Origin of the sequence: Hazenella coriacea (assembly GCF_004341825.1) — a bacterium.
Lineage (GTDB): Bacteria > Bacillota > Bacilli > Thermoactinomycetales > Thermoactinomycetaceae > Hazenella > Hazenella coriacea.
Genome location: NZ_SMAG01000004.1, coordinates 83,407 through 103,695, shown reverse-complemented (window position 1 = coordinate 103,695; position 20,289 = coordinate 83,407). Strand labels below are relative to the sequence as shown.

General features: G+C 40.6%; 20 protein-coding genes and 1 tRNA gene. 16 read left to right on the top strand and 5 right to left on the bottom strand.

Annotated features, from left to right (window positions below; translation table 11 throughout):
* The first annotated feature begins 208 nt into the window (after positions 1 to 208).
* The 3 genes from EDD58_RS09335 to EDD58_RS15035 all read left to right on the top strand — a co-directional run bounded on the left by EDD58_RS09335 (position 209) and on the right by EDD58_RS15035 (position 2,393).
* Complete coding sequence (locus tag EDD58_RS09335; protein ID WP_165875904.1) at positions 209 to 778, top strand: Tad domain-containing protein; 570 nt, start codon at positions 209 to 211, stop codon at positions 776 to 778.
* A gap of 144 nt (positions 779 to 922) precedes the next feature.
* Positions 923 to 1,324, top strand: a complete 402-nt coding sequence (locus tag EDD58_RS09330) for a TadE/TadG family type IV pilus assembly protein (RefSeq protein ID WP_131924771.1) — start codon at positions 923 to 925, stop codon at positions 1,322 to 1,324.
* Between the two features lie 151 nt (positions 1,325 to 1,475).
* Complete coding sequence (locus tag EDD58_RS15035; protein ID WP_131924768.1) at positions 1,476 to 2,393, top strand: peptidoglycan DD-metalloendopeptidase family protein; 918 nt, start codon at positions 1,476 to 1,478, stop codon at positions 2,391 to 2,393.
* 169 nt (positions 2,394 to 2,562) lie between these two features.
* On the opposite strand, the gene EDD58_RS09320 is transcribed toward EDD58_RS15035, so the two are convergent.
* A complete protein-coding gene (locus EDD58_RS09320; RefSeq protein WP_131924765.1) occupies positions 2,563 to 3,861 on the bottom strand; it encodes an MFS transporter in 1,299 nt (432 codons plus the stop codon).
* Positions 3,862 to 4,106: 245 nt separating this feature from the next.
* A complete protein-coding gene (locus EDD58_RS09315) occupies positions 4,107 to 5,396 on the bottom strand; it encodes an MFS transporter (protein ID WP_131924762.1) in 1,290 nt (429 codons plus the stop codon).
* A 301-nt stretch (positions 5,397 to 5,697) separates the two neighbouring features.
* On the opposite strand from EDD58_RS09315, the gene EDD58_RS09310 reads away from it, so the two are divergent.
* The 8 genes from EDD58_RS09310 to EDD58_RS09275 all read left to right on the top strand — a co-directional run bounded on the left by EDD58_RS09310 (position 5,698) and on the right by EDD58_RS09275 (position 13,281).
* Positions 5,698 to 6,432: a protein kinase family protein gene (locus EDD58_RS09310; RefSeq protein WP_131924759.1), complete on the top strand. Its 735-nt coding sequence runs from the start codon at positions 5,698 to 5,700 to the stop codon at positions 6,430 to 6,432.
* A gap of 173 nt (positions 6,433 to 6,605) precedes the next feature.
* On the top strand, positions 6,606 to 7,382 hold the full coding sequence (locus EDD58_RS09305) for a DUF169 domain-containing protein (RefSeq protein WP_131924756.1): 777 nt from the start codon (positions 6,606 to 6,608) through the stop codon (positions 7,380 to 7,382).
* 58 nt (positions 7,383 to 7,440) lie between these two features.
* A tRNA-Ala gene (locus EDD58_RS09300) sits at positions 7,441 to 7,516 on the top strand.
* A gap of 648 nt (positions 7,517 to 8,164) precedes the next feature.
* Positions 8,165 to 8,866, top strand: coding sequence for a YknW family membrane protein (yknW, locus tag EDD58_RS09295; RefSeq protein WP_165875903.1), 702 nt, complete (start codon positions 8,165 to 8,167; stop codon positions 8,864 to 8,866).
* 177 nt (positions 8,867 to 9,043) lie between these two features.
* Entirely contained in the window at positions 9,044 to 10,150 is a 1,107-nt protein-coding gene (locus tag EDD58_RS09290; protein ID WP_131924750.1) for an efflux RND transporter periplasmic adaptor subunit, read from the top strand.
* Positions 10,147 to 10,839, top strand: a complete 693-nt coding sequence (locus EDD58_RS09285; protein WP_131924747.1) for an ABC transporter ATP-binding protein — start codon at positions 10,147 to 10,149, stop codon at positions 10,837 to 10,839. Before EDD58_RS09290 ends, EDD58_RS09285 begins: the two co-directional genes overlap by 4 nt.
* Positions 10,836 to 12,029: an ABC transporter permease gene (locus EDD58_RS09280; protein WP_131924744.1), complete on the top strand. Its 1,194-nt coding sequence runs from the start codon at positions 10,836 to 10,838 to the stop codon at positions 12,027 to 12,029. The genes EDD58_RS09285 and EDD58_RS09280 overlap by 4 nt, the downstream gene beginning before the upstream one ends.
* A 154-nt stretch (positions 12,030 to 12,183) precedes the next feature.
* Positions 12,184 to 13,281, top strand: coding sequence for a site-2 protease family protein (locus tag EDD58_RS09275; protein WP_131924741.1), 1,098 nt, complete (start codon positions 12,184 to 12,186; stop codon positions 13,279 to 13,281).
* Positions 13,282 to 13,414: 133 nt separating this feature from the next.
* On the opposite strand, the gene EDD58_RS09270 is transcribed toward EDD58_RS09275, so the two are convergent.
* The 3 genes from EDD58_RS09270 to EDD58_RS09260 form a co-directional block, all read right to left on the bottom strand.
* The gene (locus EDD58_RS09270) at positions 13,415 to 14,155 is read right to left on the bottom strand and encodes a FixH family protein (protein ID WP_165875902.1); all 741 of its coding nucleotides are present in this window, start codon (positions 14,153 to 14,155) and stop codon (positions 13,415 to 13,417) included.
* A gap of 109 nt (positions 14,156 to 14,264) precedes the next feature.
* Entirely contained in the window at positions 14,265 to 14,924 is a 660-nt protein-coding gene (locus EDD58_RS09265; RefSeq protein WP_131924735.1) for a response regulator, read from the bottom strand.
* Entirely contained in the window at positions 14,921 to 15,742 is an 822-nt protein-coding gene (locus EDD58_RS09260; protein WP_131924732.1) for a sensor histidine kinase, read from the bottom strand. Before EDD58_RS09260 ends, EDD58_RS09265 begins: the two co-directional genes overlap by 4 nt.
* A gap of 342 nt (positions 15,743 to 16,084) precedes the next feature.
* Here EDD58_RS09260 and EDD58_RS09255 point away from each other — a divergent pair, with 342 nt between their 5' ends.
* The 5 genes from EDD58_RS09255 to mcsB all read left to right on the top strand — a co-directional run bounded on the left by EDD58_RS09255 (position 16,085) and on the right by mcsB (position 20,229).
* Positions 16,085 to 16,744 carry an HAD family hydrolase gene (locus tag EDD58_RS09255; protein ID WP_131924729.1) on the top strand — a complete coding sequence of 220 codons (660 nt, stop codon included), beginning with the start codon at positions 16,085 to 16,087 and terminating at the stop codon, positions 16,742 to 16,744.
* Positions 16,745 to 16,879: 135 nt separating this feature from the next.
* Positions 16,880 to 17,578, top strand: coding sequence for an MgtC/SapB family protein (locus tag EDD58_RS09250; protein ID WP_131924726.1), 699 nt, complete (start codon positions 16,880 to 16,882; stop codon positions 17,576 to 17,578).
* 554 nt (positions 17,579 to 18,132) lie between these two features.
* On the top strand, positions 18,133 to 18,603 hold the full coding sequence (locus EDD58_RS09245; protein WP_131924723.1) for a CtsR family transcriptional regulator: 471 nt from the start codon (positions 18,133 to 18,135) through the stop codon (positions 18,601 to 18,603).
* 6 nt (positions 18,604 to 18,609) lie between these two features.
* Complete coding sequence (mcsA, locus tag EDD58_RS09240; RefSeq protein WP_131924720.1) at positions 18,610 to 19,131, top strand: protein-arginine kinase activator protein McsA; 522 nt, start codon at positions 18,610 to 18,612, stop codon at positions 19,129 to 19,131.
* A gap of 12 nt (positions 19,132 to 19,143) precedes the next feature.
* Positions 19,144 to 20,229 (top strand): protein-arginine kinase McsB, encoded by a 1,086-nt coding sequence (mcsB, locus tag EDD58_RS09235; RefSeq protein WP_131924717.1) that lies wholly within the window; start codon positions 19,144 to 19,146, stop codon positions 20,227 to 20,229.
* The last annotated feature ends 60 nt before the right edge of the window (positions 20,230 to 20,289 follow it).

Sequence of the window (20,289 nt, the reverse complement as noted above, 5' to 3'; positions counted from 1 at the left end):
TCTGTCGATTTAGTAAATTTATTAGATCCTCTTGGTAAGAAAAGAAAAATCAGTTAAAATTAAAATAAGGTTCCTAAGACATATAATCCATCGTAAAATCCGAATTATTTAATAATGGGTTTAGTAGAGAAGCTCTATTAAAAAAGGTTTTTTGATGGAGATTTGTCAAACGATAGTTCATCGTAATTTGATAGCAGGGGGCACATGTATGCTTAGGGCGATTCAAAAGTTGAAGAGCAGACGTGGGAATGTAACGTCCATGTGGATTGCCGGTTTGCCTATCTTTATGTTTATGTTCTTATGTATAGGATCAATGGTCACTGCATGGGTAGGGCATTCTCAAGCACAAGTGGCCGCAGATGGCGCAAGTCTCGCTGTGACTAAGAAGTTAGATGCTCTGGTAGAAGCTGAAATTCAGCGACAGATTCAAATAGCTGAAGCGCGGAATGCTGCATGTAATTGTTATGTAGATCCTTGGTATCAAGTCTTGGGCACACCACAACAGCGGCAAGCCCTGGTAGCACAAGTCATTACAACTAATCAAGGAACACTCATCAGTACAGCAAAAGATTATCTAGCGCGCAATCATGCATCTACAAAAGGTAAACTTACCATTGTAAAAGATCATCGAGTCCAAGTGGAAGCACAGGTCAAGTACCACCCACTCATTTTTCAAGACCGCTTTAAGGATGTTTATGTAAAAGGAAAAGGGTCTGGACCTGTACGTAGATATTTGAAATGGCTGAACAATAGAAGTGTGTTAAATCAGTCATTTTGATCCAGATGATGTATCACTTCGCATAAAATCTCTGGGAAGTTCGATGATTTATCACGATGAGGGGTGAATGTTAATAGAAAAATAAAAAAGCCACTTCAATAACTTCTAGTAGAATGAGATGGGTTTCATCTTGGAGGGGTGCAATTGGAAGGATACTTGGTTCGATGGGGACAACAGATCCGCAGAAGGCGCAAAGGGTCACCCACGATGGAATTTATCGTGTTAATACCTTGTGTATTGTTTATGTGTATGGTGATTTGGCAATTTGTGATTACTGGCATCGCAGTGATGGAAGCCCAGTCCCTAGTTAAAGAAGGAGCAAGGTTAGCTGAAGCTTCTGGTAAGTATGCAGCTGAAGAAAGCAGAGGTAGACGTGCGTTTGGGATTTATAACAACTATTATAAGCTAGTGTCATATAGAGTTCAGAAGAAATCTGGAGAAGGTCAAGTGGTAGCAACAGCTGATGTAGAAATTAAAATCCTGTTTGATGTTGCAAAGCCCATTCGTTATAAAACCTCCGCAAAAGTGCCAATCTACGATTATTAGCAGGACAACACCTCTTTCTTATCCAATGAAGTGATTCTACCAAGTTAATTTTAAAACTCTTGGAGGTTGTTGCATAAATCAGAAATCCAATCAAGAGGATGATGAAAGTTATGTAACAAGTTCTTTTAATTTGTATCATGGAGGATTAGATATGAAGAGAATCTTAAGAAAGTGGGCTCCGAGAGTGCGTAACTGCCGAAAAGGGGCATCCACAATGGAGTTTGTAACTCTCGTGCCCGCATTTATGATCTTATGTTTTATCGTTTGGCAGGTCATTTTGGCAGGGCAAGCAGTGTTAGCAACTCATGCTGCTGTACGTGATGCTGTGAGGGTGGCGTCTGCAGGTGGTGGCGATTCAAAAGATCAAGCACTTAAGTCTTTTGGTAAACATGAACAATTTAAGTTAGAGAATTTTCGCATCACCACAAGTGGTGGGACGGTAAAGGCAAGTGGTGGGACTTATATTCCAATCATCTTTGCCAAATCGAGTCCGATTTACTACAGCACAGATGCTGAAGCTCCTAAACTTGGGGAGAATAAGCATTATAGCTATGGGTATGGGAATGGAACTTGGGTTGATGATGGTGTAGCTAATCCCGGTGGCTATGGATTGATGAGTATGATGAGTGGCACTCCCACAGGTAAAATGGGTGATTTGATTACTTCTGGAGGAATGTTTGGCCCTCCAGTCAAAGGGGCTCGTTTCACTTCTTCCTTTGGTGCTCGAGTTGACCCTGTCACAGGAAGACCAGGAGCTTTTCATGGTGGTATTGACTTGGCTGCCCCAGTAGGAACTCCAATCTACTCAGTGGCTGATGGTGTAGTAGTCAAAGCTGGACCTGCTCGTGGATATGGTAACTGGATCGTCGTTGATCATGGTGGTGGAATCCAAACCTTATATGCACATATGTACTCGGATCAGATCTATGTTCGTCCAGGGCAGAAGGTCAAACGAGGTGAACATATTGCAGGCATGGGGAGTGCAGGTAAATCTACTGGATCTCACCTTCACTTCGAAGTGATTGCCAATGGTCAAAAGATAAATCCTCAGCAGTTCTTGTCTAAATAGACGAGACGAACCCATAAAAATCCCTCCTTAGTGTGGAGGGGTTTTTATGGGTCTTCGTAATGAATAGGGGATTCTGGAGTAGCTTAAAAACTTGTCATTAATAATAGCTAGTCAAACACACGAGTTCCCTTTGATGGGAGGCTCGTGTGTTTTCATATTCTGGCTTTCATTAGGCTATATATAAATCGTCTTTCGGATTTCCTGTGATGGCTTCAATGCGGCCTTTTTCTAGATTTATGGTTGAAAGGATGATGATTCCTATGATGAAGAAAAAAGCGATGGAGATAATGCCTAGACGGCTTGAGTTCATTAATTGTCCAATTAGACCAAAAACAAAGGGGCCAAAAATGGAGGCAAATTTACCAGATAAACTAAAAAAGCCAAAAAACTCAGCTTGGTGCTTAGTAGGAACTAATCGACTATATAGGGACCGACTTAAAGCTTGACTCCCCCCTTGAACCATACCTACGGCAGTAGCTAAGAGATAAAAATGAAGGCTAGTTGTCATGAAAAAGCCTAGCATAACAATTAATAGATAAACGAATAGGGTCATAGTCAATGTACGCATGGCTCCAAAGTTCTCGGCAATTTTACCAAATAAAATGGTGAAAGGAATGCCTACAACTTGAGTGAGGAGAAGAGCAATAATCAAATCATTTTGTCCAATCCCCACTTCTCGTCCATAAATGGTGGCCATTTTGATGATGGTATTGATCCCATCACTAAAGAACCAGAAAGCGACTAGAAACTTTAAGAGTTCAGGATATCGTCGGATGTTACGTATGGTTTTTCCTACGGATTGAAAGCCATGTTTGGTCCAGTTTACGACGGATCGGCTTTGGGTCCCTTCTCGCTTACTCTCTTTGACATGTATAAAGAAGGGGATGGAGAATCCAATCCACCAAAGCCCTACAGTAATAAAGGAGACTTGAGTTGCTACTAAGCGATCAGGAAGAAAGAAGGACTCCGGATACTGAATCATCAGTAAATTAATTGCGAGTAAGATTCCACCGCCGATATATCCAAAGGAATAACCAATAGAGGAGACTAAGTCCCTGTCATGTTCATTCGGTACAAGATCTGAAAGAAAAGCATCATAAAAAGAATTTGATCCGGAAAAGCCAATCGTTCCGATGATCATAAGGACAGAAGCGAGAATCCAATCTCCTTCACCAATAAAAAACATTAAGACGGAGGCGATCGCTCCCATAAAGGTAAAAAAACAAAGGAATGCTTTTTTAGAACGAGCTGCATCTGCAATCGCTCCAAGGACTGGAGAGAGAAGAACTACCACAATCAAGGCGATCGATTGAGTATATCCCCAAAAGGCTGTAGATGTAGTAGCATCCATATGTTTAGTAGCCACATCAGCATAAAAGATGGGCATGATCGTTGCCATAATTGTTGTTGTGAAGGCGGAGTTGGCCCAGTCCACCCACAACCAGCTTCGTACAGCTTTGCGATTCATGATGAACCTCCTTGAGTGAATGAATGTTGAAGAAGACTAACATTCAATTGTTAGTTTTTAGCTGTTTTTCATATATGAGTCCTCTACTTATATTCTGTTATGTTAATCGAAGATGTTGTCTCATACAAGCACATCATAAAAAAGCGGACCTAGTCTTAGTCCGCTATACATCAGTTATGTTTATTGATAAATACAATGAGTTGGAGTAAAAAGTTTTGTGCCACTTTGGTGTCCTTCCCAGTGCCTTACTTCACATTGGTATTCGTTGCTGAGAGTTCTGCTAAAGCTTCTTTTTTTCCTTTTTCAATGTTCACCATGATTAATAAAACAATCCCGATGATGAAAAAGAGGGAAAGAGAAGCGATCCCTGCACGGCTTGAGCCTGTCAGTTGTCCCATTAAACCAAACACAAAAGGACCAAAGATGGCAGCGAATTTTCCTGATAACCCAAAGAACCCAAAAAATTCAGCATTCCGTTGAGCAGGAACCAATCGACCGAAGATCGAGCGACTTAAGGCTTGACTTCCACCTTGGACAAGACCAACCATGATAGCAAGTAGATAAAAATGAATAGGAGAAGTCATAAAATATCCAAGTAGTACAATACACAGATAGATGAAAAGCGTGATGATTAAAGTTAACTTTGCTCCGAGTTTTTCTGCTATTTTCCCAAAAAATAAAGTACAAGGTATTCCTACAAATTGAGTGATGAGCAGAGCAGAGATTAAATCGTTTTGTCCGATTCCGATTTCTCGTCCGTAAATGGTCGCCATTTTAATAATGGTATTAATTCCATCACTGAAAAACCAAAAGGCAACTAAGAACTTGAGAAGTTCAGGGTATTTTTTAATTTCCCTTAATGTTTGCCCTACACTTCTAAAACCGTTGGCTACTTTGCGAGAGACGGAGACAGCAATGGCAGGTGCAGGTTTTTCGTGAACATTGCGAAACATAGGAATAGAAAAGACAAACCACCAAATGCCCACAGATAAAAAAGAAACTTGTATGGCGCCTATACTACTGAGATAAAAGAGATCTGGCTTACTAATCATCAGGAGGTTGATCGCTAAGAGAATCCCACCACCGATATATCCATAAGCATATCCTTGGGAGGAAACATAATCTTGTTTTTCTTCAGGGGCGATTTCTGGAAGGAAAGCATCATAAAATACATTGGCACCAGAAAAGGCGAGAGTACCGATAACTACCAAGATCGAGGCCCAGACCCATTGCCCTTCACCGATTGTAAACATTAGAATAGATGCAATGACACCCATATAGGTGAAAAATCGTAGGAATTGCTTTTTGGAGTTAGAAGCATCTGCAATCGCCCCAAGAATAGGAGATAATAAGACAACAAACACGAGGGCGATTGACTGTGTGTAACCCCAATAGGCTGTGGAAATATTGCGATCTAAGCCTTGCCCTGCGACATCTGAATAGAAAATGGGCATCACCGCGGCCATGATCGTTGTAGCAAAGGCGGAGTTGGCCCAATCATACATAGCCCAACTTCGAGTTACTTTTTTGTCCATAGTTGAGAGAGATTCCTCCTGTTTTCTATTTTCTGAAAATGGATTCTGTTTCTAGTTTATCACACGTAACTATTTGATTTCATGTTTATTTAACTAAGCCTTCGTAAAAGCTTTTAAAGCAATCTCTACAGTGTTGGGGTGATTCATGATAGAATAAAATATTATAATTAGAAAATGATGTTTATTTAATGTTCGTGACTTTCTTGGAATGGATCCATGATGATGTCCGAGTTTCTCAGTATGATATCTAGATGGATTAGTGTTTATATGGCTTATATGGAAATAAAGGGGAATTGAGTGTATGAAGATGAAGGCACAAGGAGAGTGGATTAATCATAAATACCGTGTGTTAAATGCATTTCCATTCGTGATCGGTGTCTTATATTTTGCTGAAACCAAAACGAAGCAGGGGGATTCACAAACCCGGTTTATTCATGGATTAGAAATCAAACCAGTTAGCAAACAAATTCAAAGAGAGAAAATCTTAATTCGTGAAGATGCCGTATTCTTCCCGATTCGTGAAGTGTTTATCGAAAATGATTGTTTATATCAAGTTTTTCAGAGTCTAGAAGGAACTTTATTAGCCCACCATTTACAACAAAAAACTCCAGTCTCGCTAGATGAGATGACCTCGGTAATGCGTGGAGTCACTTATCAATTATTACGGCTGTATAAGAATAAACAGTTTACGATTGTACATCCCCAAAATATTATGATCACCTCAGACAAAGGAATTCGATTTATCTATGGAGGACCACTTGGGGCCTTACCCAAGGGGCCAAGCTTAGATCTTGGAGATCCCAATAAAGCTCGTAAGCTCGATAACTTATATGATTCCTATACCATTGGTGTCATGATCTATCAAATGTTAACAGGGAAAAACCCTATGTCCACGGGTTTGCTAATCCCACCCATCTCTACGTTTTGTAAAGACTGCCCTAAGGAATTAGATCAATTAATTTCTCGAGCACTCTCTTTTAACATACATAGTCGTCCGCAAGTGGAAGAAATTGCAGATGTACTTGACAAATTATAAATTTTATAAAACAAAGGAAAAGCTGCAAACTTTGGTAGGCAGCTTTTTTGGTGAATTTAAGAGTTTTATCTTTTCATGATGAGGGAGATGAATGAAATTAAGGAACTATTTCACGCAGAAATATTTTATAATTGAAAATATAGGGCAGTTTCAAAAAAAGGAGTGGTACTAGTATGGGAGTAGCTAAAATTGCAGATGCGATTCAACAGTATGTCCGACCTGATACATTTCCACTAGCGATTAAAGTGGCAAAAGATGGGGAGATTGAACCGAATCGGGTCAAAAGACCTTTTCGAGATTTTGGGGTTCAGTTATCGATCTGTCAGGCAATTACGATGGCAAGGCGCTATGGTTGGACTTTAGCTATGGGGGGCGAGGATTTATCTTGTCCGATTGCCAAGGTGGCTTTCGGATTTAAAGAAGAAATTCCATATTATGAAGAAGGAACACTAGCATGTGGCATGTATACGGAAACGATGGAAGCTGGAAAGAAATCAGAGGCGGTTGTTCCAAAGTTGAACAAAGAGGAAAGCGGAACGGTTTGGATTGCTCCTTTACATCGAACTACATTTACCCCTGATGTGGTATTGGTATATGGAAACTCTGCACAAGTGATGCGTTTAGTCGCAGGAGCTTTATATCAAAAGGGGGGACATTTGACTTCACATTTTAGTGCCCGAGCCGATTGTGCAGATATTGTCATCCGTACTCAGCAGACAAAGGAACCTCAAGTGATATTACCATGTTATGGAGACCGAGTTTTTGGACAAACACATGATCATGAAATGGCATTTTCATTCCCCTATAGTTGGGCGGAAGATCTGGTACAAGGACTGCAAGGAACGCATAAAGGGGGAGTTCGATATCCAATTCCTACCTTCTTACAATACCAGGCACAATTCCCAGCTAGTTATGAGAAGTTAAATGAAATGTGGAAAGAGATGTCTTAGATAGAGAATTGAATCATTGACTTATCTCCCATAATATGATAATATAGCTCCTATATATGGGGCTATAGCTCAGCTGGGAGAGCGCCTGCCTTGCAAGCAGGAGGTCAGCGGTTCGATCCCGCTTAGCTCCACCAAAATAATTGTACGATCTTGAAAAGAACTTATACCTTGAGTATAGGTTCTTTTTTTATATACGTAGTTCTGTATGAATTGGAGTGGACTAAAATGGCCTTTCAAATACGAATTCTATGATAGAGAGTAAAAGATTTATAAATATAATTTCAGAGATCATTGAAGCTATATGAATTAGAATTTTTTACTGATTATTTCCTGGAGATACACATATCTCTTTACTCATAGATCTATGATTACCTTAACAGGAGTTTAATTCTTTTAATAAGGAAGATTAAGTATAGATATTTTTATATTGGAGTGATATCATTTAGATAACAGGGTGATAAAAGCCCTGTTGCAAAGCCACTTGATTGGTGTCGATCCTTGAAATCCGTAAATAAATTTGTGATAACAAATACGATTAGGGATCACTCTGACCCCTATCTCGACATGGACAACTTAAACTACTCACCCAATTGATTAAGGTGGGGAGATGTTTCTTTAGTGAAGCAGAGTTCGAGCGCACCCGTCGGGATTTGGATCCATATGTGATTAAAATGTTCATATTACAGGGTAACTGATGAAAACTGAGAAGGGTTTCAAGGTTCGGATCACTCTTTGATGTGTGATGTATGTTTTTTATACCAAAGAGGGAGGAGAGTGGGAGAGTGGAAACCACTCAGCAACCAGCTTTAGACAAAGGAAGGAAACCTTCTGTATTCGGGATTTTAACCAGTCCTAGAGAGCAATTTCAAAGAATTAATCAAAATCCAACATTTTGGGGACCACTGATCATTTTTACAGTCTTGGTGACGTTAATCGTTGTAGCCCAGGCTTATCTATTGATTAACGATCCTAGCTTTATACAACAATCTATGGAACCAACGAATGGACAACCATCTGTAGATCCAGAGATTTTAAAGATGATCACGTTCACTACTTCTGTAATTACAGGCTTGTTTATGGTACCTGTTGTGAGTTTAGTTAGTGCATTCTTTTGTTGGTTGATGGTCACCATTTTCCAAGGAGAAACCACTTTCAAAAAGATGTTTTCTCTGAATGTCCATCTGATGATTTTATCTGTCATATCTTTAATTATGGCTCTTGCCTATAGTGTAATCACTGGAGATGTGATGGGGGGAGTTTCGCCTACTAGCTTAGCAACCATCATTTCCTCAGATGGGGCTTTAAAAGGGATTTTATCCTCGATCGATGTGATAAGAATTTGGAGCGTTGTCCTAACTGCCATAGGGTTAAGTGTGGTAGGGGAATTATCCAAAGGGAAAGCATGGACCATTTCTTTGATCTTCTTTGTGATCGGCATGATGTTTTCCGTTATCGGATCATACTTTAGTGCTATGAATATGTAGGTATCTGATTGGGAATGGAAACGCTTTAAATCATTCATAAGTATTTTCAACTAAGAGGGACATTGTTTCTTTAATGAATAGTTTTTTTGAACACAGACATGAGAGACAGTGTCCTGTTGTAATTGGTGAATATTTCCTTAGTTTAGTAGGTACGATGATAGATGTGGAGGAACAAATGTGAATAAGAAACTTTGGATTGGGATCGGTATTGCTGCTGCAGTGGTGGGAACCTTTACTCTCTCTGTCCTCCAACCCTTTAAGACCGAGAATCATGTTGAAGTGGTCAAGTTGAAGGAACAAAAAGTAGAAGAGACGCTTACCACTTCAGGAACATTGACAGCAGGCAAGCAACAAAATGTTTATCTCCAGCCTGAGCGTGGGGAGTTAAAAAAAGTCTTAGTAAAACCAGGGCAAAAGGTTAAAAAAGGGCAACGTTTAGTTGAATATGACAGTGAATCTGTTTTGGCTGAAAAGAAACAAGCTGAACTGCAAGTGAAGACAGCGAAGGTTAATCTAGATAACTTATATAAACAAAAGAAGAAGATTGGTTCCACTGCTATATCTGCTGATCCTATGCTAGGTAACATCCCTCCTACTTCGGCTTCCAAAGATGAGATCAATCAACAAATTGAATTAGCAAAGTTAGAATTAGAGCGTGCGAAACAACAACTCTCAATGACTGAAACAAGACAAGGGCGTTTGTATGTGACGAGTGAATTTGAGGGAACGATTGTTCAAGCAAATGAGCAAGCAGGAATTGCTTCCGCTTCCACTGAGCCCCTCGTTATTGTGGCAGACCTGAGTCAATTAAAAGTGACTGCTAATATTTCTGAATATGATGCACTCAATGTAAAAACAGGTCAACCCGTCGCTGTGAAAACAGATGCCTTACCTGATCAAGAATGGAAAGCGACAGTAGAGAAAATCGCCTTATTACCCAAAAATTCCACGGACCCACTGGGTCAAGGTGAGGCACAAGTGACTTATCCGATCGAGATTCAATTAAAAGATTCTGTACCGATGAAATTGGGCTCTCGACTTATCGTTGAAGTACACACAGCCTCAGATCAAGTGACTGGTATTCCAATCTCTGCAATTCAAGAAGTGAATAATGAATCTTATGTCTTTGTGGTTAATGGTGGAAAAGCCAAGCAAGTAAAGGTGAAAACAGGTAAGCGTAATGTTGAGTTTATAGAGATTGTTTCCGGCCTTCAAGCGAATGATTTGGTTATCTTGAAACCAGGTCCAGACTTGAAGGATGGATCGGAAGTGAAAGTTCAATGATCCAATTGCGTGAAGTGTATAAAACTTATCAAGCAGGGGCTTTGCAAGTTCCTGTTCTCAAAAATATCGACCTACTTGTCGAAGAGGGCGAATATGTCGCGATCATGGGACCCTCCGGGTCAGGTAAGTCCACGCTGATGAATATTATCGGTTGTCTAGATCGTCCTACTGAAGGTTCGTATATTTTGGATGGTAAAGATATTTCTATTGAAGAGGAAGTGAGTTTGGCACAAATCCGAAATCGGACAATTGGATTTATCTTCCAGCAATTTATGCTTTTACCTAGGATGACTGCTCAACAAAATGTGGAATTGCCTCTGACTTATGCAGGTGTTTCGAAGTCGGAGCGAAGTGTCCGTGCTGTAGAAGCCTTACGCCGAGTCGGTCTGGAGGACCGTAAGGACCATCGCCCTTCGGAACTGTCTGGCGGACAACAGCAACGGGTAGCGATTGCTCGTGCACTTGTTACCCAACCTAGAGTATTGTTAGCGGATGAGCCGACTGGAGCCTTAGATTCGGTCTCCAGTGAAAATGTGATGGATTTATTTGATGAATTACATGAAGAAGGACGCACGGTGGTGATGATCACCCATGATGCAGAAGTGGCAGAGCGGGCTCAGCGGCAGATTATGATCCGAGATGGAATGATTGTAACCGATCGGCAAGAGCAAGGAGGCATAGCGCCATGAATATCTGGGAAAATATGAAGATGGCGCTAGACTCGATCTTCGCCCACAAGCTACGCTCTTTTCTCACGATGTTGGGGATTATCATCGGTGTGGCTTCAGTGATCTTGATTGTTGCCATTGGGCAGGGTGGGACAGATCAACTCACCCAAGCATTTGCAGGCTCCAGCAATACGGTCAATATTCAAGCCAAACAAGACGAAAATGCTACATTCTACTTTCAAGATGAGAACTTATTTAACCAAACGGACCTCATTGATTTAAAGAGGATTCCTGAAGTAGAGGAGGTTTTTGCAAGTAGCTTTGAGATTGCAAATGTACAGTATCGTGATAAAAAATCAAGCGGAACCATCGTGATTGGTTTAAATAATAAAAGCTATTTAGAATTAGGTTCTATGAAGATCGCAGAGGGAACCACTTTTGACACAGGGCATTTCCAAAGCAGTAATGGTGGCGCTCTTCTTTCCAATAGTGTAGCTGAAAAACTATTCCCCAATCAGTCGGCAGTTGGCAAAATTATTCGTGTGGGCTCTGAACCGGTCAAAGTGGTCGGAGTTTTACAAAAAGCGGAAGGTTTGGAGGGGCTGATCGATCCTCCTCAAATATTATTGCCTGCTCAGACTTGGAGAACTATTTTTGGCTCTATGCGGATCGACCAATTGACTTTAAAGGTAAAAGATGCAGAACACCTTGACATGGCAGGAAAAGAAGCTGTCAAAGTATTGAATCGTAATCATCAGAAACAAGATGGTTATGAAGCGCAGAATCTAGAGCAACTGACACAAGGGATCACCCAAGTGGCTAATATCATGACCATCGTCATTGGGAGTATTGGTGGTATCTCTTTGTTAGTTGGCGGAATTGGTGTCATGAATATTATGTTGGTCTCTGTGACGGAGCGAACTCGAGAAATTGGGATTCGAAAAGCGCTCGGAGCTAGCCGAGGGAATATCCTGATGCAATTTTTGATTGAGTCGGTGACCTTATCGATGATTGGTGGAGGGATTGGAATTGCTCTTGGCGGAGGAGGCGCATTCATTTTAAGTGCCCTCGATGTATGGCCGGCTACAGTTTCGATTCCTGTTGCAATCGGTGGAGTCTTGTTCTCGATGGCGTTTGGTGTGATCTTTGGGCTCTTGCCCGCCAATAAAGCCGCTCGTCTTAATCCGATCGAGTGTCTTCGTTACGAATAATCGCTGATTACTATTTAGTCCCGGTCTCTCCGGGGCTTTTTCATTAGCTTATAAATGGACTTGAAGGGGAATAAGATAACTGAGACTCTATACAACTGAAGATAGAATTTTCAATCGATAAAATTTGTAACTATCTTGAAGGAGGAGGGCCTAGGTGGAAGAAAAACAGAATACTAAGCCCAAACGTGGAGCTTTATCCCGATGGGGATGGCTCGGAGTTTTATTAGTTAGTATCGGTAGTAAATTAAAGGCATTGTTACCCCTTCTGAAATTTGGGAAATTTGGAGGAACGATTATCAGTATGGCAGTCTCCGTGGCTGGATATACCTTAATCGCTCCCTTTGAAGTTGCGATCGGGCTTGTAGTGATGATTTTTATTCATGAGATGGGGCATGTGTGGGCAGCTAAAATGAAAGGTTTGCCTGTCTCAGCTCCAGCATTTATTCCATTTTTGGGCGCTTTAATCATGATGAAGAGACAGCCCCAAGACGCTAGCACAGAAGCCTTTATTGCTATGGGTGGTCCTTTATTAGGGACTGTGGGTGCATTGATACCATTTTTCTTGGGAATTTATACAGGTGATATTTTGTTCTTTACGATTGCATCGATCGGTTTTTTTATCAACCTTTTTAACCTTGTGCCGATTCATCCCTTAGATGGTGGAAGAATCGTGGTTGCAATTACCCGTTGGTTATGGGTACTAGGGTTAGTTGTAGGATTACTGTTAATTATTTATCTGAGAAGTTGGCTCTTGCTATTTATTTATGTCCTATTCGTGATTGAACTTTGGTCAACCTATCGCCCTAATCGTAAACCAAAGCTACGCCGGTTTGCGATTGAAGCCAAAGTAGATCCTCAACAATTTGAACATGCAGGAATGTGGATTCCTGGAGAAAATCACAGACGTCCCTTGTTCTGGGTTCATACCTGTAATGTTGAAAGTCAGAAAGAGTCAGTGAAGATCGAATACCCCGGATTGGGTACCATTGTGGAGATGGAAGGATCTTTTGGAACGATTCGTGAGGTTTATCTGACCAAAACGATTCATCCTACATCTCAACAGCCTCAGGTTCACATGATGATTGAAGGAACATCTATGGTTACCAAAGAGCAAGCCGTAGGTGGAATCCAGAAGGATGAAAAATACTATAGTGTCAAACCACTTACACGCTGGATGTATGGGATTAGCTATGTGGGACTGGCTAGTTTTTTAGTCTATATGATGTTTTTGACAGGCACTTATCTAAAGTAATAAAAGCGGAGCTTGAAATGGTTCATCAAGCTCCGCTTTTATAAGTGGAAGTAGCTCTCTAAAAAATTAAATGTTATTCTTTGGCTATTGTATCACAAATGGATAAAAAACTGGGGAGAAATTTTAAGAGATCTTACTTCACAAGCAAAGTTTTTTCTTCTTTTCCTTTTAAGATTCCTTTCTCTACATGTAGAACGAGATGGTATGTCCCTGCTTCAGGAAAACGAATACTTGTGGAATAATCTCCACTACTTATTTCTGCCGTGTCACTGGCTTCCTTGGTTTGACTTCCTTCTTTCCAATATTCAATTTGTACCTCAGCTTGGCTAAGAGGATTCCCATCATTTTTTACATGTGCAGTGATTTTTGTCGTTTGTCCCTTGGTGGTTTCGTTTGGAAGCATTAAGTTCATCTGGAGTCCACCTGTGTCTGGAGTCGCTTGGCTAGCTTGTCCTTGCCCTACTTGGAATTTACTATCGATCATTTGGTGAACCATTGGGGTTGTGACATGGACAATGACCAGATACTCGCCTTCTTCTTGATACGTAGTCGTAGCTTTATAAATTCCTTGTTCACTATGTTTAGCAGGAAGCATGTCATGCTTTTTATTTCCTTTTTTCCATACTTCCAACTCTACTCTTGCACTTGTAAAGGGTTTGTTGTCTTCTTTTACTGTTGCTTGTAATTCGATCGGTTGTCCTGGCATGGGTTGTGCTGGAACGGTTTGAAAGCCTAAGGTTAGATTTTGTGAACCGGGAATCTGGGGTGTATTTTGATGGTGATCATGATCAGTGTTTCCTTGATTGCAAGCAGTCATAAAGATGAGAGTAAATAGTCCAAGAAATAGTTTAAAACTGAAAGATATGCGTTTCATTACAATCATTGACTCCTTCAATAGTTAGTAACAGGCAAAAACAATTTTATAAAAGTTTGATGAACACTCCATGACTCGTCTGAGCTATGATCATGACATTTGTATGAATCTAGCACCAGTTATCTGAGGAGTTAATCCAGCCTTGTTCGTAAGCATAGCGAGTTAATTGTACCCGGTTACTTAAGTGAAGTTTTTGCATGATATTTTTTAAATGGTTTTTCACTGTATACTCTGAAATGGAGAGTTGGGTTGCAATTTCTTTATTACTTAATCCTTTGGCGACCAATGAGAGAATCTCCTGCTCGCGAGCGGTTAGACCAGGGTTTGGGACAGGTCGTGGACTTTGGCTAAATTCATTTAAAATACGACGTGCCACTTCTTTGGGCATGGGAGTTTCGTCGGCAGCTAAAGCTCGTAGATATTCTAACCAAATGGTTGAATTTAAATTTTTCAAGAGATACCCTTGTGCGCCTTTTTTTAAAGCCTCAAACAGGTCAGAAACATCGTCAGAGACAGTTACCATGACAATTTTGACATAAGGGAAGCGTTCTTTAATGATTCGTGTTGCTTCCAATCCATTGATCAAAGGCATATTGATATCCATCAAGATCATATCCGGCATCATTTGTTCGGTCAATTGGATCACTTCTTTTCCATTCTTCGCTTCAGCCACGATTTCAAAGTTAGGATCATTGGCTAGGATCATACGCATCCCTTTACGTGCATGCTCATGGTCATCTCCAATCAAGATTCGACAAGGATTCGTCATGAGTTTCCCTCCTTTTTAATCAACAGGTAAGTCTGTTCTCCTTTTCGCCTTAGTGATAAGTGTGCTTGGATCTCTTGGACACGTTCTCGCATGATTTTTAAGCCGAAACGATTCTGTTTTTGAAAGGGGTCACCCGTAAATCCTTTTCCATCATCGATAATTTCAAGTTTCCAGCCTTTGTTTTCCACTGAAAAAGTAATCCAGATTTGTTGTGCTTCGGCATGTTTACGAATATTGTTCAATGCTTCCTGGATACATGAGAACAACTCTAACTTTTCTTTGGATGTCAAATTGGCTTGATCTAGGTTTACATCCAACTGGATCGAAGTTCCTGTATCGATCTGATACTGCATTACCCAATCTTCAATTTTTTTATTCCAGGCTACGGATGAGAGTGTAGGGGGTTTTTTTAAATTAGCGATCGAATGGCGGACATAATCGTAAATCTTGCGTAGACTTTGGTCCATTTCTTCCCATTCAGGATCAGTATGTTTTGCTTTCAATGTTTGAAATTGTACCGAGAACAAAAATAGACTTTGCGCAATTCCATCATGCAATTCTCGGGCAATTCGTTCCCGTTCCTGTAAAATCGCTTTATCTTCTCGTTCTCTTTTTAACTGCTCTTGCATTTGTTCATAAATGACAAAGAGTCGTCGCAGTAAAGTGATGGTGACCAAGAATACAATCACCGGAGATAACCAATTTCCTAAATCCATGGAGATATAAGGTAAAAGAAATTCGTGGCGAATATATTCCCACAGACCAATCACCAAGGTAGGGATGGTTAAGATCAACCATTTAATCTGTTTATAGGTCAAGGTGAACACCCCAGTATGTTCATTTGTCTTAATCATAGCTGATAAAAGTATTGAAAATGGGGGTATGAGGTGAAGATCTATCGAAAAAAGAAGGCAACTCTTCTTGAAGAGCCTTCGATGCCTTTGGCCTCCTTCCGGAAGCGAAGGGTAGAGGGGGCTTCTTCTCTTTTTTGCAAGGTACAAGCTCATGAAGGGGGGGAATCGAGCACTGACGCTCGATCGAACAGGTGATTATTGCCTAATCGAAACTACTGATGAGCAGTCTTTTAGTTGCTTTCATAAGCGATTTTGGTTAAGTTGACAGAGAACAATGAATGATACATAAGAGAAAAGGGGATTGAGATGCGAGCCATTATTTTTGACTTGGATGGAACCTTATTTCAGACAGAAAAAGTAGCTGTACCCGCTTTTCAACAAACATTTAATTCTTTACAACAACACCAGTTATATGATGGAAGCATTCCCTCTGAAACAAAGATTCAATCGGTTTTTGGCATGACACATCAGGAAATCTGGGAGAATCTCTTGCCTGATGCTGACGAAAAAACAAGAGAGATTGCTGATCAATGGATGCTTCAAGAAGAGCTGAAGTTATTTAAAGAAGGAAAAAGTGAGTGTTATCCAGGTGTGAAAGAAACGTTACAACAGTTGAAGAAACAAGGTTGGACTTTGATGATTGCAAGTAATGGGGTAGGTCCTTATGTGAGGGGAGCTCTTGAATCACAGGGAATCCTTCATTGGTTTCGAGAGGTTTACACAGCAGGTGATTATGAGACGAAGAGTAAAACGGACTTAGTTCGAATCTGTATAGAAAAGCATGGGATACAAGTAGGTTATATGGTGGGGGATCGAAGTTCAGACGTGGAGGCGGGTAAAGAAAATAGACTACCTGTGATTGGATGTCGTTACTCCGGATTCCCCCAGTTTGGAGAAAGTGATGAGTTAGCTGATGCAGACTTTGTGATTACTACCTTTTCTGAGATATTAGATCATGTTCGATAATAGTAAATCTGTTAGATATTGAGATAAAAACACATGAGATTGCATAGATTAAATGTAGATAGGATCTAAAAGGATATGACTGAAGCCGGGGAATCCATCCCGGCTTTCGTTTCATGATGGAGGTGGGTAGGGGACATGCAAAGTGTGTGGACCATTCCTTATTGGGAGATTACCTTGCGTTTATTTTTGGCAGGTTTATTAGGGGGATTAGTTGGTTGGGAACGGGAAAGAAATAATCACCCAGCGGGATTCCGCACACATATTCTTGTAAGTCTAGGCTCTGCTTTGATCATGTTGATCTCGATCTATGGCTTTCCATCATTTATGGGTGAGCCTGGTGTACGATTTGATCCTTCAAGAATCAGTGCACAAGTGGTTAGTGGAATAGGTTTTTTAGGAGCAGGAACGATTTTGCGTCATGGTTTTTCAGTTTCAGGATTGACGACAGCAGCCTCCTTGTGGGTAGTTGCAGGGATTGGTCTAGCAGTAGGAACTGGCTTTATGTATGGAGCCATTTTAACGACTCTGCTCGTATTATTTAGTTTAGAGTTGCTTAACCGTTTGGAGAGTATGATTAGTAAAAAACGACATCTCCAAACGATTCATATGATCACCCAAGATGAACCAGATAAACTTGGAGAAATCGCTTCCTTGATTGCTGAACAAGGTGGGAGTATTCGAAAAGTAAATATTGAAGAGAGGGATATCGATGAAGATGACAGTGCAGAGATTGGTTTGACTTTTGTAATACGACTATCTGAAAAAGTGGAACTGACCCAGCTGTGTGATCAGATGAAAAAAGTCAAAGGCGTGAAAAGTGTCAGGACAGAATAAGAAGAAAAATATGCTCCCATAGTCCTTGCGATGATAGATACTTGGGATGAGCACAACGACATGAAGTCATTGGGAATCATTTAGTTTACCCCATCAACCTAGGAGGGAAGATATTTCTCAGACGAATGACTTTTGTAGCATGCTACGAGAGTGTGATAGAGAAACAACGATCTGACGGGATTTGGATCAAACGGCTCATTTAGAGATTGATCTAAGATGGTTGCTAATCTGAAGGTATGAATTAACTCATTTCGAGGGAATATAGAACTAGGTTATATTTTGGAGTGCAGTTCAACATCAGTTAGGAAATCGCTTATGTAATGACTTTGTGCAGTTCCTAAAATTCCTCGATGGGAAAAGAGGAGTCAATATATTCTTTCTTGGAATCGGAAAGGTGTTAGCGACCTTGTAAGGCAAAGATGACTTAGTATAAAGGCACTACGGAGATCAGCTTTTTCCTTTTATTAATTTAAAAGGACTTGGCACAAAAAGCAAATTTAGCTATAATAAAAACATAAGGTCAAAGTTAGTCAAAGTCAGCAGGGGGTTGTCCGATGAGTAGCATTTCGGACATCATTGAACATTATCTCAAACGAATTTTGAAAGAAAGTTCAACAGGTGTCATTGAAATTAAACGAAGTGAACTAGCTGATACTTTTCAATGTGTTCCTTCTCAGATTAATTATGTGATTCAGACCCGTTTCACGATTGAAAAAGGATACTTGGTGGAAAGTAAAAGAGGAGGGGGCGGATATATCCGCATTCGCAAAGTTCACTTTCAGACAGACCAAGAAGTATTCGAAGATCTCCTTGATAAAGTCGGAAATGCGATTCCACAATTGACTGCGGAGCATATTATTTCCCGATTAGTTGATGAAGAACTGATGACTCAACGTGAAGCTTTGATGATGATGCGGCTTGTTTCTCGCGATACCATTCAGTTACCCATTCCGCTTCGAGACCAAATGAGAGCGCGAATGATTCGGATCATGATTACGATATTACTTACTAGTAAAGGAGAGTGACGGCCGATGCTCTGTCCAGAGTGCGGAAAACGGCCGGCAACACTTCATTACACGAAAATAGTGAATGGAACTAAAACAGAATTTCATTTGTGCGAAGTGTGTGCCCAAGAAAAAGGAGAATATATGCCTAGCTTTGACCATGGATTCTCTTTTCATCAGTTGTTATCAGGACTACTTAATTTTGATACTCCATCCAATGAGACAGCTCATGGGAGTTACCAACAACAATCCCTTCGCTGTCCGACATGTGGTTTAACCTATAATCAGTTTAGTAAAATTGGTCGTTTTGGCTGTGGGGATTGTTACCATACATTTCGGGATCGTCTCCAGCCTTTGCTAAGAAGGATTCACGGTCAATCAGTTCATCGAGGGAAAATCCCAGAGCGTACAAAAGGTGAGCTGAAATTAAAACGAGAATTAGAACATTTAAAGGAAGAGTTAGCACGTAAAATAAAAGAAGAAGCATTTGAAGAAGCGGCTCGATTACGTGATCAAATTCGCTCATTATCAGAACGATTGGAGAAGTAGGGAGGAAGTTCCATGTCACTAGAACACTTTATGCAACATGCCATCAGTGAATGGATGCGAGTAAAGGGACCGCAATCTGATATTCTCTTCAGTAGTCGAGTAAGAGTTGCGAGAAACCTATCCAACCTTCCTTTTCCAATGCTAAGTACCTCTTCCCAGGCGGAAGAAGCTGTTCGTCTGGTGGAGGAAGCGTGGAAAAATGAGAAAGATCTTCTACCTATTTTAAAGGATGCTGAACTGATTCGTATGCGTGATCTGGATGAATTAGATAAGCGAGTTTTAGTTGAGAAGCATTTAATTTCGCCTATGTTAGCGGAGGAGTCTCGTTACGGAGCTGTTTTGCTTAGTAAGGATGAATCGGTAAGCATCATGATTAATGAAGAAGATCATATTCGCATCCAATGTTTATTTCCCGGACTTCAAGTTGAAGAAGCTTGGGATTTAGCAAACCAAATCGATAACTGGTTAGAGAAACATCTTTCTTATTCATTTGATGACCAATGTGGATATTTGACCAGTTGTCCCACTAATGTTGGAACAGGGATTCGTGCCTCAGTGATGGTTCATTTACCAGCATTAGCCATCACTCAACAACTCAATCATCTAGTGCCCGCTATTACGCAAGTGGGATTGGCTGTGCGAGGGATTTATGGAGAAGGTAGCGAAGCTTTAGGACATTTGTATCAAGTTTCTAACCAGGTTACTTTAGGACAGTCCGAACAAGAAATTATCGATAATTTGCAAGGGGTTGTACGTCAGATGATCGAACATGAGCAGAATGCACGGAATCGCTTGCAAGAAGTTTCTGCTCTACAGCTGGAAGATCGAGTGCAACGGTCTTATGGCGTTTTATCTCATGCGAGGATTATTGATTCGAAAGAAGCGATGAAGCGACTGTCTGATGTTCGTTTGGGGATTGATTTGGGAATGATCCATGGTGTTTCAGCCAATGTGATGAATGAGTTGATGGTGATGACCCAGCCTGGTTTTTTACAGAGATATGCAGGAGAACGCCTCGATGCCGAATCGAGGGATATTCGTCGCTCGGTATTGATTCGTGAACGTTTAGCTATGGAGCAGGATACCAAATCAGCCTAAATCATTGAACTCGACTTGAACAAAACCACTTAAATAAGCTGGAAATCTATTAGCTTGATT

What these genes read in the sequence shown, in the direction of transcription:
- EDD58_RS09285 (WP_131924747.1), top strand. Translation starts at nt 10,147, where the DNA reads ATGATCCAATTGCGTGAAGTGTATAAAACTTATCAAGCAGGGGCTTTG.
- EDD58_RS09250 (WP_131924726.1), top strand. Translation starts at nt 16,880, where the DNA reads ATGCAAAGTGTGTGGACCATTCCTTATTGGGAGATTACCTTGCGTTTA.
- EDD58_RS09255 (WP_131924729.1), top strand. Translation starts at nt 16,085, where the DNA reads ATGCGAGCCATTATTTTTGACTTGGATGGAACCTTATTTCAGACAGAA.
- EDD58_RS09310 (WP_131924759.1), top strand. Translation starts at nt 5,698, where the DNA reads ATGAAGATGAAGGCACAAGGAGAGTGGATTAATCATAAATACCGTGTG.
- mcsB (WP_131924717.1), top strand. Translation starts at nt 19,144, where the DNA reads ATGTCACTAGAACACTTTATGCAACATGCCATCAGTGAATGGATGCGA.
- EDD58_RS09280 (WP_131924744.1), top strand. Translation starts at nt 10,836, where the DNA reads ATGAATATCTGGGAAAATATGAAGATGGCGCTAGACTCGATCTTCGCC.
- EDD58_RS09305 (WP_131924756.1), top strand. Translation starts at nt 6,606, where the DNA reads ATGGGAGTAGCTAAAATTGCAGATGCGATTCAACAGTATGTCCGACCT.
- EDD58_RS09320 (WP_131924765.1), bottom strand. Translation starts at nt 3,861, where the DNA reads ATGAATCGCAAAGCTGTACGAAGCTGGTTGTGGGTGGACTGGGCCAAC.
- EDD58_RS09270 (WP_165875902.1), bottom strand. Translation starts at nt 14,155, where the DNA reads ATGAAACGCATATCTTTCAGTTTTAAACTATTTCTTGGACTATTTACT.
- EDD58_RS09265 (WP_131924735.1), bottom strand. Translation starts at nt 14,924, where the DNA reads ATGACGAATCCTTGTCGAATCTTGATTGGAGATGACCATGAGCATGCA.
- EDD58_RS15035 (WP_131924768.1), top strand. Translation starts at nt 1,476, where the DNA reads ATGAAGAGAATCTTAAGAAAGTGGGCTCCGAGAGTGCGTAACTGCCGA.
- mcsA (WP_131924720.1), top strand. Translation starts at nt 18,610, where the DNA reads ATGCTCTGTCCAGAGTGCGGAAAACGGCCGGCAACACTTCATTACACG.
- EDD58_RS09245 (WP_131924723.1), top strand. Translation starts at nt 18,133, where the DNA reads ATGAGTAGCATTTCGGACATCATTGAACATTATCTCAAACGAATTTTG.
- EDD58_RS09315 (WP_131924762.1), bottom strand. Translation starts at nt 5,396, where the DNA reads ATGGACAAAAAAGTAACTCGAAGTTGGGCTATGTATGATTGGGCCAAC.
- EDD58_RS09335 (WP_165875904.1), top strand. Translation starts at nt 209, where the DNA reads ATGCTTAGGGCGATTCAAAAGTTGAAGAGCAGACGTGGGAATGTAACG.